This window comes from Globicatella sanguinis (genome assembly GCF_002847845.2).
GTDB lineage: Bacteria > Bacillota > Bacilli > Lactobacillales > Aerococcaceae > Globicatella > Globicatella sanguinis.
Genome location: NZ_CP126962.1, coordinates 2,268,779 through 2,285,012 on the forward strand (window position 1 = coordinate 2,268,779; position 16,234 = coordinate 2,285,012).

The following is a 16,234-nucleotide window of genomic DNA, read 5'->3' on the forward strand; positions in this document are numbered from 1 at the left end:
AAGGGAGGTCCGGGAATGGACATCAAATCCATCGAGACGCAGACACCTGAACAACTAATCGATATTATTGAAACACAAGAACGTGAAATTGAATGGTTGAAAGAACAGCTTCGTTTGATGATGAACCAACAGTTTGGTCGCAAGAAAGAAACAGCGCCTCAACCTGGACAAACCAGTCTGTTCGAGGATTGGCAGGAAGCTCTAGACAACCTAGAACTAGAAGAAGAGATCGTCCAAGAAGTGAAGGCTCATAAGCGTAAAGCAAAGAAGAATAAAGGGATCAAGCGGGCGATTCTCGACCAGTTCCCTGCCGAAGAAAAGCTACACGAACTTTCAAACTGCCAGTGTCCAGACTGTGGGGAATCGATGAAACAGATAGGGGCTAGTGCTGTTCGTGAAGAGCTTGTCTTCATTCCTGCTCATATGAAACGAATCATTCATAAACAAGCTTCTTATAAATGCGAGGGTTGCACTCAAAAAGAGGGGGCCAATGACAAAATCGTGAAGGCTCCCGTTCCTAAAGCTCCCCTCAACAATAGCTTGGGGTCTGCATCATTGATCGCTCAAACGATTCATCAAAAATATGGCTTGAAGTTACCCGCTTATCGTCAAGAACAGGAATGGAAACAAATGAATCTGCCCCTAAGTCGGGATACGATTTGCGGTTGGCACATTCGCACCTATCAATATTATTTCCAGAACCTCTGTGACTTACTTTTAAACAAGCTCCGTCAACAAGAAGTTCTCCACGCAGATGAAACCAGCTATCGGGTATTAGAGAGCCAAAAAGCGAAGAATTATTTTTGGCTTCTCATGAGTGGCAAGGACACCCCAGAACAGGGAATTATTTATCAATTTGATGAAGGCAGAGGACGCCAAGTCATTCTTGACCTATTGGGTCCAGATTTTGAAGGCAGCCTTCATGCAGATATGTATGGTGCCTATGTCAACCTATGCAAGGAGAAAGTTAAAGTCAGTGGCTGTTGGGCGCATTTAAGGCGGAAATTCTTTGAAGCCCTGCCAGCTAAAGTGTCTAAGCATCATCCTGCTTATCAGGCGGTTAAATGGTGCGATTCCTTTTTCCAATTCGAACAGAATTGGAAGGAGCTGACGCCTGAGGAACGCTTGACTTGGCGCCAAACTTGCCTTCAAAGACAAGTTGACGAGTTCTTTGATTGGGTCAAGACTTTGAATGCCTTACCTCAAACCAAGCTGGGAATGGCCATCTCCTATGCTCTCAAACATGAGCCTTTCTTCCGTCAATTTCTTGAAGATGGTCGACTAGAGATGAGCAATAATCGAGCGGAGAGACAAATCAAGCCACTGGTAATTGGGCGCAAGAACTGGTTGTTTAGCCAAAGCATTCAGGGAGCCCAAGCGGCTGGGGGGATCCTCAGTCTCTATGAGAGTGCGAAGCTTAATGGTATCCATCCTCCGTCTTATTTTCAATATTTACTTGAGGAGCTTCCTGAACTTCCGGTGCAAAATTTTGAAGCACTCGAGGCTTATTTGCCTTGGTCTTCGAAGGTCAAGGAAGCCTGTCAGGCCATTAAATAATTAAAAAGACTGAAACTGGCCCTTCAACACCTATTGTAGAGTGTTGAGGGGCCGGTTTCTATATACTTGGCTATTGGGCGCTTACTTTATAGATTATAATTGTTTAGTGTATTTATTTAATTCGATGCTGCGTATAGGTGGGCTTGAGAGCGCGGAATAAACACAATGGACTTAATGCTTTTGTATAATAAGTTTAGAATTACAAAAAAAACCACCCTTTAAAAGGATGGTTGAAAATTCATTATTTTACTAATTTTGCTAAACGTGACTTATCACGAGCTGCTTTATTTTTGTGGATTAAACCTTTAGTAGCTGCGCTATCAATTTCTTTAGCCGCTAATTTGAATAATTCTTCTAAATTACCTTCGCCAGATTCTACAGCTGCACGGAATCTTTTGATTGCTGTACGCATACCTGATACGTGAGCAGTGTTACGAGCAGTTACAGATTTTGTTTGACGGATACGTTTGATTGCTGATGGAGTATTTGCCATGTCTCGGTCACCTCTTTCTTCTCTTATTGGTGTGTAAGCCAAAAATGACTTAGTCAACTTCCTTATTATACATGATAACTATTATACCTTGCAACTATATAATCAAAAAATCTTTAATTTAACTGTATTTTTTTTGTGAAATGAAGTTAATTTACATGAAAAAGTCTCTTCTCACTTTCAATTTGAAGCTAATTTATTTAGAATCATTCAATTTGCCACACCTTATGAATAAAGGTACAATAGAAGTGAATTGAAAGGATTAGAGGTGCCCAAAATGGATCAATTTAAATTAGTATCTCAATACCAGCCGAGTGGGGATCAACCGACGGCTATTAAACAATTAGTAGAAGGTTTGAATGAAGGCAAACGTGACCAAGTGCTCTTAGGGGCTACTGGTACCGGAAAAACATTTACGATTGCGAATGTGATTAAAGAGGTCAACCGTCCTACTTTAGTGTTGGCTCACAATAAAACGTTAGCTGGTCAATTATATTCTGAATTGTTAGAATTTTTTCCTGAAAACTCAGTGGAATATTTTGTTTCTTACTATGACTATTATCAACCAGAGGCCTATGTCCCTGCTTCCGATACTTATATCGAGAAAGAGTCGAGTGTCAATGATGAAATTGACCGTTTACGTCACTCTGCCTCTTCAGCATTATTAGAAGGTCGTGATGTGATTGTGGTGGCATCTGTTTCTTGTATTTATGGATTAGTCGATCCTAAAAACTATCGTGAACATGTATTGTCGATTCGTCAAGGTCAAGAAATCAGTCGAAATGCAGTGTTAAATCGTCTAGTCGAAATGCAGTTCGTCCGTAATGATATTGATTTTCAACGGGGAACCTTTCGTGTGCGTGGCGATGTACTGGAAATTTTTATGGCTTCACGTGAATCAGAAGTTATCCGAGTGGAATTTTTTGGCGATGAAATTGATCGTATACGTGAAGTGGATGTTTTAACCGGTGAAATTCGTCGAGATTTAGAACATTATCCCATCTATCCGGCAACACACTTTGTGGCCAATGAAGATCAGATAACCCGGGCAGTCGAAAGCATTCGTCAGGAATTAGAAGAGCGTTTAGAAGAATTACGCAGTGAGCATAAATTATTAGAAGCGCAACGTTTAGAACAACGAACGAACTATGATATCGAAATGTTATTAGAAATGGGTTATTGTAGTGGGATTGAGAATTATTCACGTCATATGGACGGTCGTGCGCCAGGTCAAGCACCGTTTACTTTATTAGACTTTTTCCCAGATGATTATTTAGTAGTAGTTGATGAGTCTCACATTACGATGTCGCAATTAAGAGGGATGTATAATGGAGACCGTGCGCGTAAACAACAATTAGTCGATTACGGTTTCCGTCTGCCGAGTGCGATAGATAACCGCCCATTACGTTTAGAAGAATTTGAAGAACGGGTCAATCAAATCATCTATGTTTCAGCCACGCCAGGTCCTTATGAATTAGAACATACAAATGGCGAATATGCTGAGCAAATTATTCGTCCAACTGGCTTACTGGACCCATTAGTGGAAGTCCGTCCGATTAAAGGTCAAATCGATGATTTAGTGGGCGAAATTAATAAAAGAGTTGAGAGAAATGAACGAGTGTTTATTACGACATTAACGAAAAAAATGTCCGAAGACTTAACCGATTATTTAAAAGAACTCGATATCAAAGTCAAGTATTTACATAGTGATATTGTTACCTTGGAACGTACAGAAATTATTCGTGATTTACGATTAGGTGTCTTTGATGTTTTAGTAGGGATTAACTTACTACGTGAAGGTTTAGACGTTCCGGAAGTATCTCTTGTGGCGATTTTAGATGCAGATAAAGAAGGATTCCTGCGTAGTGAACGTTCGCTAGTGCAAACGATTGGTCGAGCGGCTCGTAATGAGAATGGTCAAGTAATAATGTATGCGGATGTGATCACTCAATCGATGAAAAATGCGATCGATGAAACCAACCGTCGTCGTGGGATTCAAATGGCATATAATGAAGAACACGGTATTGTGCCAAAAACGATTAAGAAAGAAGTACGTGATCTAATCCGTATTACGCATGATGTCCAAGGCGAAGAACGAGAAGAAAACTTATTGGTACAGTTTAAAAATCTTTCAAAAATGCAACGAGAAGAAGAGTTGGAGCGCCTAACAATGGAAATGAAAGAACATGCCAAAAATATGAATTTCGAAGCAGCTGCCGAGTTGCGTGATATTATTATGGAATTAAAAGCCGCTTATGGGCATAAGTTAAATAAATAAAAAAACGTTGAACGAACAAAAATGACATTTAGTTGTACATCCAAGTGCATTTATTTTAAATCGTGCGTGTAGCCATAGCAATATGATGCGGATGGCATAAGATAGTTGTGTAGTATCTGAATTGATAAGTGGTGGCGCTCATAATTGTATTCTGATTATAGTTAAGAGTACATATATCGACGACGATAGGCTAAGAGCGGTATATTGGCTGAATTTACGATAATCGTTGGAGAGACAAAAGTTAGAGTTAAAAACAGCATCTTTTTGAATGAATAGTATCTTGCCAAATAGCCAGTATATTAAGGGAATAAGATTTACGTTATGAATGTTAGCTAAATTTGATGAAAATGTGAATTTAAAAAGACCTTTTATTAAGTAGTTAGACTTTACAATGAAATTTATTGAATAAGCTATTTTCCTGTGATATTATAGGCACATAGTTAGAAAGATAGGAATTTAATGATGATTTCTATCGATAAGTGATCAAGTTTATGGAGGTCCTAAAAATGAAAAAATTAAGTAAATATTTATTAATCTCAGCGTTGACCTTAGGATTGGTTAATCCTGTCTTCGCACAAGAAGATACGACCATCGACGAAGAGGTTCCAACCGAAGAAGTGAGTGATACGACGGCTGAGGAAAACGTTGCGGAAACTGTATCAGATGGTTTAGATGAAACCGAAGATGTAACAGATGAAATGACTGAAGCTACGGCTCAGTATGTGATTGTAAATAGTTCAACACGCAAGTTTGTCTTTGATAATGAAGAAGTAGCACCTCAACCTTGGGAACAAGTGAAGGATGCTGCAGCCGCAACTGAAGCGGAAGATGGCTTAAAAGATATGAATATCGAATGGGGACGTTTAAATACGGACTTATATAGTGGTGATGAAGTACTATACGAAGCGGGGACACCTGTTTTCCGTGTCGTGAACCATGATACGAAAAACACGAGTGATTTTGCTATTTTCGGTACGATTACTTATCCAGGTGCTGAAACTTATGGGCATGTAGCTGCACAATATGTTCACTCTGAAGGCTTTACCTATGTGGAAGATGCTGGCACTGAATCAGTAGATGTCTTCACTCAAGCAGAAGCTTTTAAATCAGCGATTTTAGAAAATGCTACGGAACGTTTAAATCCGGCTTTAGAGAATGAGTTACCAGCATTAGCTGAGCAACCTTTATTTACCGAAAATGCTGAAGGTGTTTACGAATTAACTCCGAAAGCAGACGAAGAGACAACTACCGAAGCAGAACAAACAACTGCTGAAGAGACTGAAGACGCAACAGCCGAAGGTGACGAAACGTCAGAAGAATCTGAAGATACAACAGCTGAAGGCGACGAAACGTCAGAAACAACTGAAGATACGTCAGCCGAAGGTGATGAAACGTCAGAAACAACAGCTGAAGGTGATGAAACGACAGAAACAACAGCTGAAGGTGATGAAACGGCAGAAACAACTGAAGAAACAAGTTCTGAAACGTCTGCAGAAAGCGAAACAACAGCATCTCAAGAACAAACTTATGATGTTGTCGAAGGCGATACTTTAAATAAGATTGCTGAAAAACATGGCGTAACAGTAGAAGCATTAAAAGCAGCCAATGAATTGACTGATGATAATATTTTTGTTGGTCAAACACTTAAGATTCCAGCAAAAGGTGAAAATGAAGGCACTACTACTACTTCTGAAGATACACCAACTCAAACTGAAACAACTACTTTAGCAGTCTCACAAGAAACTTCTGTCATCACCACTACAACGAAGGATGGCAAATCTTTACCACAAACAGGTGAAAGAAACGCTACAATTGTAATCGTGGGAGCTTTAGTTTTAGCAGGATTAGGTGTCGCTTTAATAACCTTTAATAAGAAAAAAGAGAATAAATAATCATTAAGTCTCTCTTTCAACAACCAAAAGGTCGATACTTTTGGTTGTTTTTTGCATTTTGATATAGGAGATGAAGCGAAGTCATTTTATTTTATATTTATGTCTATACCAGATAGATTTGATAGCTATATAATAATGATGAAGTATGCTATTGGTACGAAAATTAACGTAAGCGTCCCATAACAGAGTATCTATCAATAATTGGATAACACCCTTAAAATAGTGATAATCAAACTATTTTAGGGGTGTGTTATCTTGAAAATGAATATCAATCAATTAGGTCAAGTTTATCTAATCTCAGGAAAAACCGATATGCGCCAAGGAATTGATTCCCTTGCATCACTCGTGAGAGAAAAGTATCAATTGGATCCTTTTTCACAAAAACTTTTTCTATTCTGTGGGACAAAAAAAGATCGGTTTAAGATTCTCTATTGGGATGGTCAAGGGTTTTGGCTATTCTATAAGCGTTTCGAAAATGGTCGTTTAACTTGGCCTTCTCATAATGATGACATAATAAAATTAAATGAAACACAAGTGAACTGGTTACTTCAAGGGTTCTCGATCGAACCCAAAATTAAAGTGGCCAATCAGCGAACTTTCTATTGATAGTCTCTCTTTCCTGTTTTATACTATACCTATACTAATGAACGGAGTAAGGCATATGAACAGTTTAGAAAAACAATTAGAATCACAATTCAATTTAATCGAAACACTCAATAATGAAATTGCTTTACTTCGTGAACAAAATGCTTATTTATTAAAACAGCTCTATGGGAAAAAATCTGAGAAGATCATCATTCCTGATGGTCAGCTTTCTCTCTTCGAAGATGAAAATGAACCGGCAAAACAAATGCCGGACTCTCCCAGGCGAGATTGAAACGATACAGTATACACGAAAGAAATCGTCCGGAAAACGCCAACTCACACTCGATCAATTTCCTGTTGAAGAAAAACACTATGCTCTTGAAGGGGAAGCTTGCCACTGCCCAGATTGTCAACATCATTTAAAAGAAATCGGTTCGCACTGTTATCGTCAGGAATTAGTCTTTATCCCTGCACAAATAAAACGGGTGGATCATATTCAACATGCCTATAAATGCGAGCATTGTAGTCAATTGAACGATCAAGATGTCATTATTAAATCCACGGTACCGAAGGCTCCCTTGAACCATAGCTTAGGCTCCGCTTCGATTATTGCGCATTCCATTCATCTAAAATACAATTTAAAAGTCCCTAATTATCGACAAGAAACAGATTGGATTAAGTTATCCCTTCCCATCACCCGAAAAGAATTGACTCACTGGCAGATGAAAGTGAGTGAACAATATTTTCTACCCCTTTATCGGCGGTTAACACAAGAGCTGTTATCACAAACGCATCTACATGCGGATGAAACACCGTATCGAGTCTTAGAGAGTAAAACGAATCAAACTTATTATTGGGTCGTTGCTTCTGGTAAAGACGCTGAAAGAGGCATCACACTCTACCATCATGATGCTAAGCGGAGTGGACAGGTGATAAAAGAACTCTTAGGTGACTACTCGGGGTATGTTCATTGTGATATGCATGCGGCTTATCGTCAACTCGAGAATGCGAAATTAGTCGGCTGTTGGGCCCATGTGCGACGAAAATTCTACGAAGCGACACCCAAGCAGTCGAAAGAGAGTTTGGGAGCAGTTGGTTTAGACTATTGTAATCAGCTATTCCGCTTAGAAGAAGCATGGGCAGACCTCACACCAGAAGAACGATTTGTCAAACGACAGTCAGAGTTACGCCCTGTTATGGAAGCTTTCTTCGATTGGTGTCGCACCCAAGAAGTATTACCAGGGTTCAAACTCGGTAAAGCCATCCAATATGCATTAAATTATGAAAATACTTTTAAAACCGTATTGGAAGATGGTCATTTAGTCTTATCGAATAACTTAGCGGAGCGAGCGATAAAGAACTTGGTGATTGGTCGAAAGAACTGGTTGTTCTCCAAGAGTTTTGAAGGGGCTCAAACGAACGCTGTCATTCTAACAATAATTGAAACAGCGAAACGACATGGGCTTGATTCAGAAAAATATATCAATTATTTACTGACCCACTTACCGAATGAACCGATTTTTGAAAAAAATGAGGTCTTAGAGGCTTATTTACCATGGAGTGAATTAGTCCAACGTCATTGTCAGTTAGGTATCCAATAAAAAGTAAATCCACTTCCATTTTGATTAAAAAATTTGGAAGTGGATTTTTTATGTATCAAGATACTCTGATATAGGACGCTTACAAATTAACCAGTTTTAATTTGGGATTTTTCGCCTATGCAAAAGTGAAATTGAGATTTTATTGCATTATCATGGATATTTATGAAAGAAGTTTTTTATTTAAATTGCACTTTAATTGATTTTACTCACTGCGAGTGGATTTGTAAGTTGGCATTTTAATGTGTGTTAATTTAAGTCGTCTATATACTGAGTAAATAAGGAGTTAACTTTACTTTCAATATTAGATGATTCCGCAAAGCCATGTGTGAACCATAAGTGATTATCATCGAAGTCCCATTGCTTTTCATCCAACAAAAAAATCCCCAGTACTTTTTGAAAGAGAACTGGGGATTTAATATTTATTAAGACAATGAGTATGAAAAATCACTGGCTCACCTTCTTAATGTCTACATCAAATTAGCGAGTAGATTTTAAAATAAATGAAACAACCAGAATTAATATAATTGCTCCTAATAAGGTTGGAATAATTGCAAATCCGGCAACTTGTGGTCCAAAGTTAGAGAATAAATTACCACCAATCATAGAACCTAAAATACCCGCAACAACGTTACCAATGACGCCACCTGGTAAATCTTTTCCTAAAATTAAGCCTGCTAACCATCCTAAGATTCCGCCGACAACTAATTGAATAATAAATGCCATTATCATTACCTCCTAAAATATTATATAAACAAAATGCAATTTAGTTTATACCTATATCTTATGCGAAAAGGATAGGTAAATGCAAATATTATGACTTGGTTAATTAATTAAAGGCTATAACAAAACTTTTTAAATAAGGCTAAGGTCAATTTTTTGTTATAAATACGTTTCTATGTTATAATGGTAGTTGTTAAGTTAATTTAAATTATAAGGAGTGAATGATATGGGAAAATTTAAAAAAGGATTAGGTTTTGGTGTCGCAATTGTAGGTGCTTATCTATTAGCAGAGAAATTTTATCCAAAACAAACAGAATATTATAAAAATGAAATGGGCAAACGATACCAAGATGCTAAAGATGAATTCAATGTATTGAAAGATAAAACAATTGAACAAGGTCAAGATTTTGCCAGTCTTGCAGGACTTGCATCTGATGAAACGAGAGAAAACTTGGCACATGCGCAAAAAGATGTGGTTAAATCATTAAAAGAGTTATCAGGAAAAGTGGGTAAAGTCGTTTCAGACACTAAAAATAATCTGACTGACTTAGATGATAATGATAAAGTAGTCGATACTTTAGTTAAAGGTGTTACCCAAGTTAAAGATGAATTAACGAACTCATTTGATGAAATTTTAAGTAGTTTTAGCACCTTAAAAGATGGGGTAAAAGAAACAACGGATGCGGCAATTGAGCTTTCAGAAGAAGTTGTGAGTGAGTAATTGAATAGGAGTCAGTTCATTATCAATAGGATTGACTGAATGGATAGGGCTGGGGATACTTTGATTAGTTTTCTTAGCCTTTTTTCATTCTCTGATTATCAAGAGTGTCTAATATTTAGTATATAGGTGGGTTTGGGAGAACCTTAGGGAACCAAACCTACTTTTTTTATGTTTTAAGTAAATCTTTTTATAAATGGTAACATTTTAAAAGTATTTTTTGTTATTATATAATAAGAATATATTTGATAAGTTTGAGTGGGTGAGAGAATTGAGTAAGAAAAAACGAATACTGAGTTATGATGGGATTAAAGGGATATCGATTATTGCGATTGTATTTTATCATCTTTTTCCTAGTTATTTACCGGGTGGTTTTTTAACCGTTAATACCTTTTTAGCACTGGGAGGGTATTTCTTTACTTATAAAGTAGAGCAAATTGAGTTTAACCGTGCGCAACGCGATTGGCTATCAATTTGGCATTATTTTAAAAATACTTTAGCAAGAATTTTTTTCCCATTGCTATGGATGATGGGGTCAGTCGTGATTGGATTATTAATCTTTGATCGTACGCAATTATTATCGATTCGCGATGATTTATTTTCGGGTTTATTTCTTTATAATAATTTGTATCAAATTTCTGCTGATAAATCTTACTTCGTTCGGATGACGGAAGCATCTTTATTTACTCACTTATGGTATAACAGTTTGTATATTCAATCGTTTATTTTGGCGATAGTAGGGGTCCTTATTACTAAATTTTTAAATTTAAAAGGGGCCGCTAAGGCAATATTATGGGCATTAATTGCGGGTATGAGTCATTTTGCACTATTATGGCTTTATGTGCCTGGTCAAGACCCTTCGCGTGTTTACTATGGAATTGATACGCGCTTTTCATCATTTGTACTGGGGATTATGACAGCCTATATGATTCCGGTCTTATTAAATCTATTTTATAGAGTAAAAGCCAAAAAAGTATTGTATTACATTATTGGTATCATCAGTTTTATCGGTTTTGTGGGCATGACATTTTTTGTTAAAGACCAACAACCCGAAACCTATTATTTCTTTATGCCCCTGTATTCCGTTTTGAGTATGTTGCTGATCTTTTCGATTACCGTTGGGGTGCCATTAGTGCGTAAAGTCTTTGAAATTCAGCCTTTGCCTTGGATTGGGCGCCGTTCATATTCTTATTACTTATGGTATTATCCAGTCATCGTTTTATGGTTTAAATTACAACGTCAATTTGATGGGCGAATGTATTGGCTTTATCTATCGATTGCGATTTCTTTAGCTCTGGTTAGTGAATTGACTTATCAATTGATTGAGCGCCAACGTTTGATTCTGCCTTTTACAACTAGTTTTGATTGGAAAGCAGATTGGCGTGAGTTCCAATTGAATAATCGTAGTTTATGGTTAGCGCCAGTTGGCTTAGTATTATTTGTGATAATGGGAGCAGGTTGGGTAATTTCACGCAATGATAAACCACTAACACAATTCCAATTAGAGTATCAATTAAAGCAAGTTCAACCGAGTTTATTTGAGATTGCTGACAAAGATGAGCGTGTGATTCATAAAGTAAAAACGAAAGTTGATCAGTTGGAAAAAGATTTAGATATCGCATTGATTTCAAACATTGAAACGGAAAACTTCTTTGACATCGCTAAAAAGGCTTTAGTTCAAACGTCAGGTGTGGGCGAAGAAGTCACCCAAATTACGAATGGCAATGCCGATATTATTAATGAAATCAATGCGCTTGATCCTGAGTTAGCAGCTTTAGTACCAGATGAAGTGAAATTATTTGCTTCGAAGATTCGCGTCAGTTTCTTCGGTGATTCTTTGATTTTATTATCGGCTCCAAATGCGTTAAATGTGTTTCTGAACTCTAATCATTTAGGTGTTGAAAGCTTACAAATTTGGAAAGCGGTCGGTGTATTGACAGATTGGATTAGTAGTGGAGAAGTGAATGATATACTTGTGATCAACTTAGGTACGAATGCAGGTTTAGACGATCAAGGAATGGAAGATTTTATCGCAGCAGCTGGTAACCGTCAATTATTCTTTGTAAATTCAGATTCAGCGGTAGAGCATCGTGATTCTGTTAATCAAATCATTAAAAAGTTTGCGGATAAATATGACAATGTGCATGAATTAGATTGGTATAGTTATGCGAAAGACCATCCTGAATTTTACTGGGAAGGTGAAGGAGTTCATCATACACCAGAAGGGGCCGATGAATTTGCTGCCTTTACCGCAAAAGAGTTATATCGTTTTTATAATGGTCAAGTGCCAGAGTAAGCTATGACAAGGGCTTTTAACTAGCGGCGCTAAGTTTTGCCAGAGTAAGCCGTGACAGTTGAGTTTAACTAGTGGGGTCATCTTTTGCCGGAGCAAGCAGTGACAGCTGAATTTACCTAATGGCATGAATTTTTGCTAGAGTAAGTAGTGACAGCTGATTTTACCTAATGGCATGAACTTTTTGATTCATTAGCTTAATATTTGGTAAAAATATTAAGAAAAGAGCTCTTACCCCTTGCAACTTCGGTCAATTTCATGTAAATTATATAGGTGGTCGTCTGTCGCTGTGTAATACCGATGTTTGACTATGCAATTATTAATTACCCATCCTTAGTTTTGCGAATCACCAACGCATTACTTTGGATGTGGCATACTTTAAAAGAAAGGTGGAAACTATTATGGCAATTTCTAAAGAACGTAAAAACGAAATCATTAAAGAATATGCTATTCATGAAGGAGACACTGGTTCACCAGAAGTACAAATCGCTGTATTAACTGAAGACATCAATGTTTTAAATGATCATATTCGTACACACAAAAAAGATTTCACATCTTACCGTGGACTTATGAAAAAAATTGGTCACCGTCGTAACTTATTAGCTTACTTACGTGACAAAGATGTTCAACGTTACCGTGAACTTATCCAACGTTTAGGTCTACGTCGTTAATTCATCGAGACTTTGAAGGATGGCTCACGCCATCCTTTTGTTTTATTGATTTGTTATTTAATATCCAAGAACCAAACGTACCTTTACAAATATGAGCCTATGTTTTAATAGGTAGGTTGATATTTGTTTAGCTATGTTGACGTCTTGGATAAGATTTTATAAAAGGAGTTTATTATGGCAGAAAAACAAGTTTTTAGTACCACTTTAGGCGGTCGTCCGTTAACCGTCGAAATCGGCGAATTAGCCAAGCAAGCAAATGGTGCGGTTTTAGTCCGTTACGGCGATACCGTGGTCTTAACAGCAGCAGTTGCGTCTAAAAAAGCCACAAGCGGCGATTTTTTCCCTTTAACCGTTAATTATGTGGAAAAGATGTATGCGGTAGGGAAAGTACCAGGGGGCTTTATTAAGCGTGAAGGTCGTCCTTCCGAGACAGCGACGTTAACGAGTCGTTTAATTGACCGTCCAATTCGTCCAATGTTTCCAGAAGGGGTACGAAACGAAATTCAAATTACCAATACAGTTTTATCAGTTGATCAAGATTGTACACCAGAGATGGCGGCGATGTTAGGTTCGTCTTTAGCTTTAGCAGTATCTGATATTCCATTTGATGGTCCAATTGCTGGCGTTAATGTAGGACGTGTCAATGGTGAGTTAATCATCAACCCAACCGTCGCTCAAGATGAAGAGTCTGATATTGAATTAACGGTAGCCGGAACCGCTACTGCAATTAACATGGTAGAATCGAGCGCTAAAGAAGTTTCGGAAGCGGAAATGTTAGAGGCATTATTATTTGGACATGAAGCGATTAAGAAATTAGTCGCTTTCCAAAATGAAGTGGTGGCTGCTTGTGGTAAAGAGAAATTTGAATTAACCGTAGCGACACCGAATGAAGAAATCGTCGCAACTGTTAAAGAACGTTACCAAGATATTATGGTAGCGGCTATCCAAACCGAAGAGAAAAAAGCGCGTGAAGCAGCGATTGAAGCTGTTATGGAAGCAGCTCAAGAATTTTTTAATGATGAATTAGGGGATGCTGCTGACAAAGAAGAATTATTAAAAGACGTCAATACAGCGTTACATGATTTAGAAAAAGATGAAGTACGTCGTTTAATTACGAAGGAACGTGTACGTCCGGATGGTCGTAAAATTGACGAGATTCGTCCATTAAGTTCATCTGTTGGGTTATTACCGCGTACTCATGGTTCTGGTTTATTTACTCGTGGACAAACGCAAGCATTATCTGTTGCGACTTTAGCACCTTTAGGTGAACATCAAGTGATTGATGGTTTAGGAGCAGAAGATATGAAACGCTTCATTCACCACTATAATTTTCCTAATTTCTCAGTTGGTGAAACAGGACGTACGGGTAGTCCAGGGCGTCGTGAAATTGGACATGGTGCTTTAGGTGAGCGTGCATTAAAAGAAGTGATTCCTTCTGTTGAAGATTTTCCTTATATGATTCGTGTTGTGTCAGAAGTGTTAGAATCGAATGGTTCTTCTTCTCAAGCGTCAATCTGTGCGGGAACTTTAGCATTAATGGATGCTGGGGTACCAATCAAAGCGCCAGTAGCTGGTATTGCGATGGGATTAGTGATGGAAGGTGAAGACTATACGGTCTTAACCGACATCCAAGGTTTAGAAGATCATTTAGGAGATATGGACTTTAAAGTGGCGGGTACTGCCAAAGGTATTACGGCTTTACAAATGGATATTAAAATCCAAGGGATTACGGAAGCTATTTTAACCGAAGCTTTAGAGCAAGCGAAAAAAGCGCGTGCTGAAATTCTAGATGAATTAATTAGTACTTTAGCTGAGCCACGTAAGGAATTAAGTCCGTATGCACCGAAGATTGAATTAATCACCATTGATCCTGACAAGATTAAGGTAGTCATTGGTCGTGGTGGTGAAACCATCAACGGTATTATTGATGCGACTGGTGTTAAGATTGATATTGATCAATCGGGTGCAATTAGTGTGGCGTCATCAGATGCAGAAATGATTCAAAAAGCAATTGAGATGATTGATGCGTTAGTAAAAGAAGTTGAAGTGGGCGAGACTTACGAAGGGATTGTCCGTCGAATTGAAAAATTCGGTGCTTTCGTTGAAGTGTTACCTGGCAAAGATGGTTTAGTTCATATTTCAGAACTAGAGCATCGTCGTGTGAACAATGTGGAAGATGTCTTAAAAGTGGGCGATACAGTCCAAGTGAAAGTAATTGAAATTGACGATAAAGGTCGTATCAATTTATCGCGTAAGGCATTATTACCTAAAGATTAATCGAATAGTCAATGATTTGAATGCTGGATTATCCGTGTGGATGGTCCAGTTTTTTTGTTGGTAAGGATGATGGTCGGTTAAATGAAATAATTTTTTGTTTTTTTGTTAGTTTATTATCATTAAAGAGTAATGGGACCGTCTTCCGGTTTTCTTCGAAGAACCTACAGACTTGATTTTCTGAGGCGCTGTAAGAACTGAAGTTCAACAGCGCTCATGCGAAAATACATCCTGGTCATTACTAATGATAATAAACTAACGCTTAATCATCCATCATAAAAAGAGAAAAAGAGATTTTTTAAATGAAATAATTTTTTGTTAGTTTATTATCATTAAAGAGTAATGTTTGAATTTTATATTTTGTTAGTGGATTGTTATTAAAGAGCAATGGCACCGTCTTTTTGTTCACTTCGTGGAACATACAGACTTAAATTCTTGAGGTTTTCTAATTCACTGAAGTGAAAAGAAAACTCATGCAGAATTTATGCTTAATATTGCTAATAACAATCCGCTAACTTATTATTTTGTTTAGCGTTACTAATAATGACTCATAAACTAACGGTTAATCATCCATCATGATAAAGAAAAAAAGAGAATTTTTATGTGGTTGAAATTTTCCGCACGTAAAATTTCTGCTGATGCCTTTCGCCTTCGGGAAAGGTAGGAAATAGATTGCGGATGTATAAGATGTTAGCTAATTATCAATGAGGAGTATGTTTGAATTTCATTTTTTGTTAGTTTATTATCATTGAAGAGTAATGGGACCGTCTTTCGGTTTTCTTCGAAGAACCTACAGACTTGATTTTCTGAGGCGCTGTAAGAACAAAAGTTCAGCAGCGCTCATGCGAAAATACATCCTAGTCATTACTAATGATAATAAACTAACGTTTAATCATTCATAAAAAAGTGAAAGAGAGAGTTTTAAGTGGTTGAAATTTTCCGCACGAAAAATTTCTGTTGATGCCTTTCGCCTTCGGGAAAGGTAGAAAATAGATTGCAGTTATATTAAATTTTAGCCGAATGTCATCAGGTGAGGCTGGGCAAAAACTTTTTAAATTCTGTTCAGGCATATCTATTTAATTCAAAGCGCAGTGGTTGAATGAAATCAAACTGCGTCTAAAAGTCTTGTTTGATACCGACTCTCATTCCATTTTT

The 16,234-nt window shown here is 37.5% G+C and carries 12 protein-coding genes; 10 read left to right on the forward strand and 2 right to left on the reverse strand.

What is annotated here, in order from left to right; genetic code table 11:
- Nucleotides 1-15: 15 nt before the first annotated feature.
- Nucleotides 16-1,557 carry an IS66 family transposase gene (tnpC, locus tag CYJ72_RS10050; protein ID WP_284628775.1) on the forward strand — a complete coding sequence of 514 codons (1,542 nt, stop codon included), beginning with the start codon at nt 16-18 and terminating at the stop codon, nt 1,555-1,557.
- 241 nt (nt 1,558-1,798) lie between these two features.
- Here the strand turns inward: tnpC (CYJ72_RS10050) and rpsT are convergent, their stop codons facing one another.
- Entirely contained in the window at nt 1,799-2,050 is a 252-nt protein-coding gene (gene rpsT, locus CYJ72_RS10055) for a 30S ribosomal protein S20 (protein WP_066124617.1), read from the reverse strand.
- 274 nt (nt 2,051-2,324) lie between these two features.
- Between rpsT and uvrB the strand changes: the two genes are divergently transcribed.
- From uvrB to tnpC (CYJ72_RS10080), 5 genes are all read left to right on the forward strand, one after another.
- On the forward strand, nt 2,325-4,325 hold the full coding sequence (gene uvrB, locus CYJ72_RS10060) for an excinuclease ABC subunit UvrB (protein ID WP_284629743.1): 2,001 nt from the start codon (nt 2,325-2,327) through the stop codon (nt 4,323-4,325).
- Between the two features lie 506 nt (nt 4,326-4,831).
- Nucleotides 4,832-6,217, forward strand: a complete 1,386-nt coding sequence (locus tag CYJ72_RS10065; RefSeq protein WP_284629744.1) for a LysM peptidoglycan-binding domain-containing protein — start codon at nt 4,832-4,834, stop codon at nt 6,215-6,217.
- Between the two features lie 261 nt (nt 6,218-6,478).
- Entirely contained in the window at nt 6,479-6,823 is a 345-nt protein-coding gene (gene tnpB / locus CYJ72_RS10070; RefSeq protein WP_234982891.1) for an IS66 family insertion sequence element accessory protein TnpB, read from the forward strand.
- Nucleotides 6,824-6,878: 55 nt separating this feature from the next.
- Nucleotides 6,879-7,094 carry a transposase gene (locus CYJ72_RS10075; RefSeq protein WP_284629745.1) on the forward strand — a complete coding sequence of 72 codons (216 nt, stop codon included), beginning with the start codon at nt 6,879-6,881 and terminating at the stop codon, nt 7,092-7,094.
- Nucleotides 7,045-8,403: an IS66 family transposase gene (gene tnpC, locus CYJ72_RS10080; RefSeq protein WP_431606495.1), complete on the forward strand. Its 1,359-nt coding sequence runs from the start codon at nt 7,045-7,047 to the stop codon at nt 8,401-8,403. Before CYJ72_RS10075 ends, tnpC (CYJ72_RS10080) begins: the two co-directional genes overlap by 50 nt.
- 477 nt (nt 8,404-8,880) lie before the next feature.
- On the opposite strand, the gene CYJ72_RS10085 is transcribed toward tnpC (CYJ72_RS10080), so the two are convergent.
- Entirely contained in the window at nt 8,881-9,126 is a 246-nt protein-coding gene (locus CYJ72_RS10085; RefSeq protein WP_284629747.1) for a GlsB/YeaQ/YmgE family stress response membrane protein, read from the reverse strand.
- A 223-nt stretch (nt 9,127-9,349) separates the two neighbouring features.
- Here CYJ72_RS10085 and CYJ72_RS10090 point away from each other — a divergent pair, with 223 nt between their 5' ends.
- The 4 genes from CYJ72_RS10090 (at nt 9,350) to pnp (ending at nt 15,082) form a co-directional block, all read left to right on the forward strand.
- A complete protein-coding gene (locus CYJ72_RS10090; protein WP_101813969.1) occupies nt 9,350-9,844 on the forward strand; it encodes a methyl-accepting chemotaxis domain-containing protein in 495 nt (164 codons plus the stop codon).
- 268 nt (nt 9,845-10,112) lie between these two features.
- Complete coding sequence (locus CYJ72_RS10095; RefSeq protein ID WP_284629748.1) at nt 10,113-12,137, forward strand: acyltransferase family protein; 2,025 nt, start codon at nt 10,113-10,115, stop codon at nt 12,135-12,137.
- 398 nt (nt 12,138-12,535) lie between these two features.
- Entirely contained in the window at nt 12,536-12,805 is a 270-nt protein-coding gene (rpsO, locus tag CYJ72_RS10100) for a 30S ribosomal protein S15 (RefSeq protein ID WP_066126785.1), read from the forward strand.
- 174 nt (nt 12,806-12,979) lie between these two features.
- Nucleotides 12,980-15,082, forward strand: coding sequence for a polyribonucleotide nucleotidyltransferase (pnp, locus tag CYJ72_RS10105; RefSeq protein WP_284629749.1), 2,103 nt, complete (start codon nt 12,980-12,982; stop codon nt 15,080-15,082).
- The last annotated feature ends 1,152 nt before the right edge of the window (nt 15,083-16,234 follow it).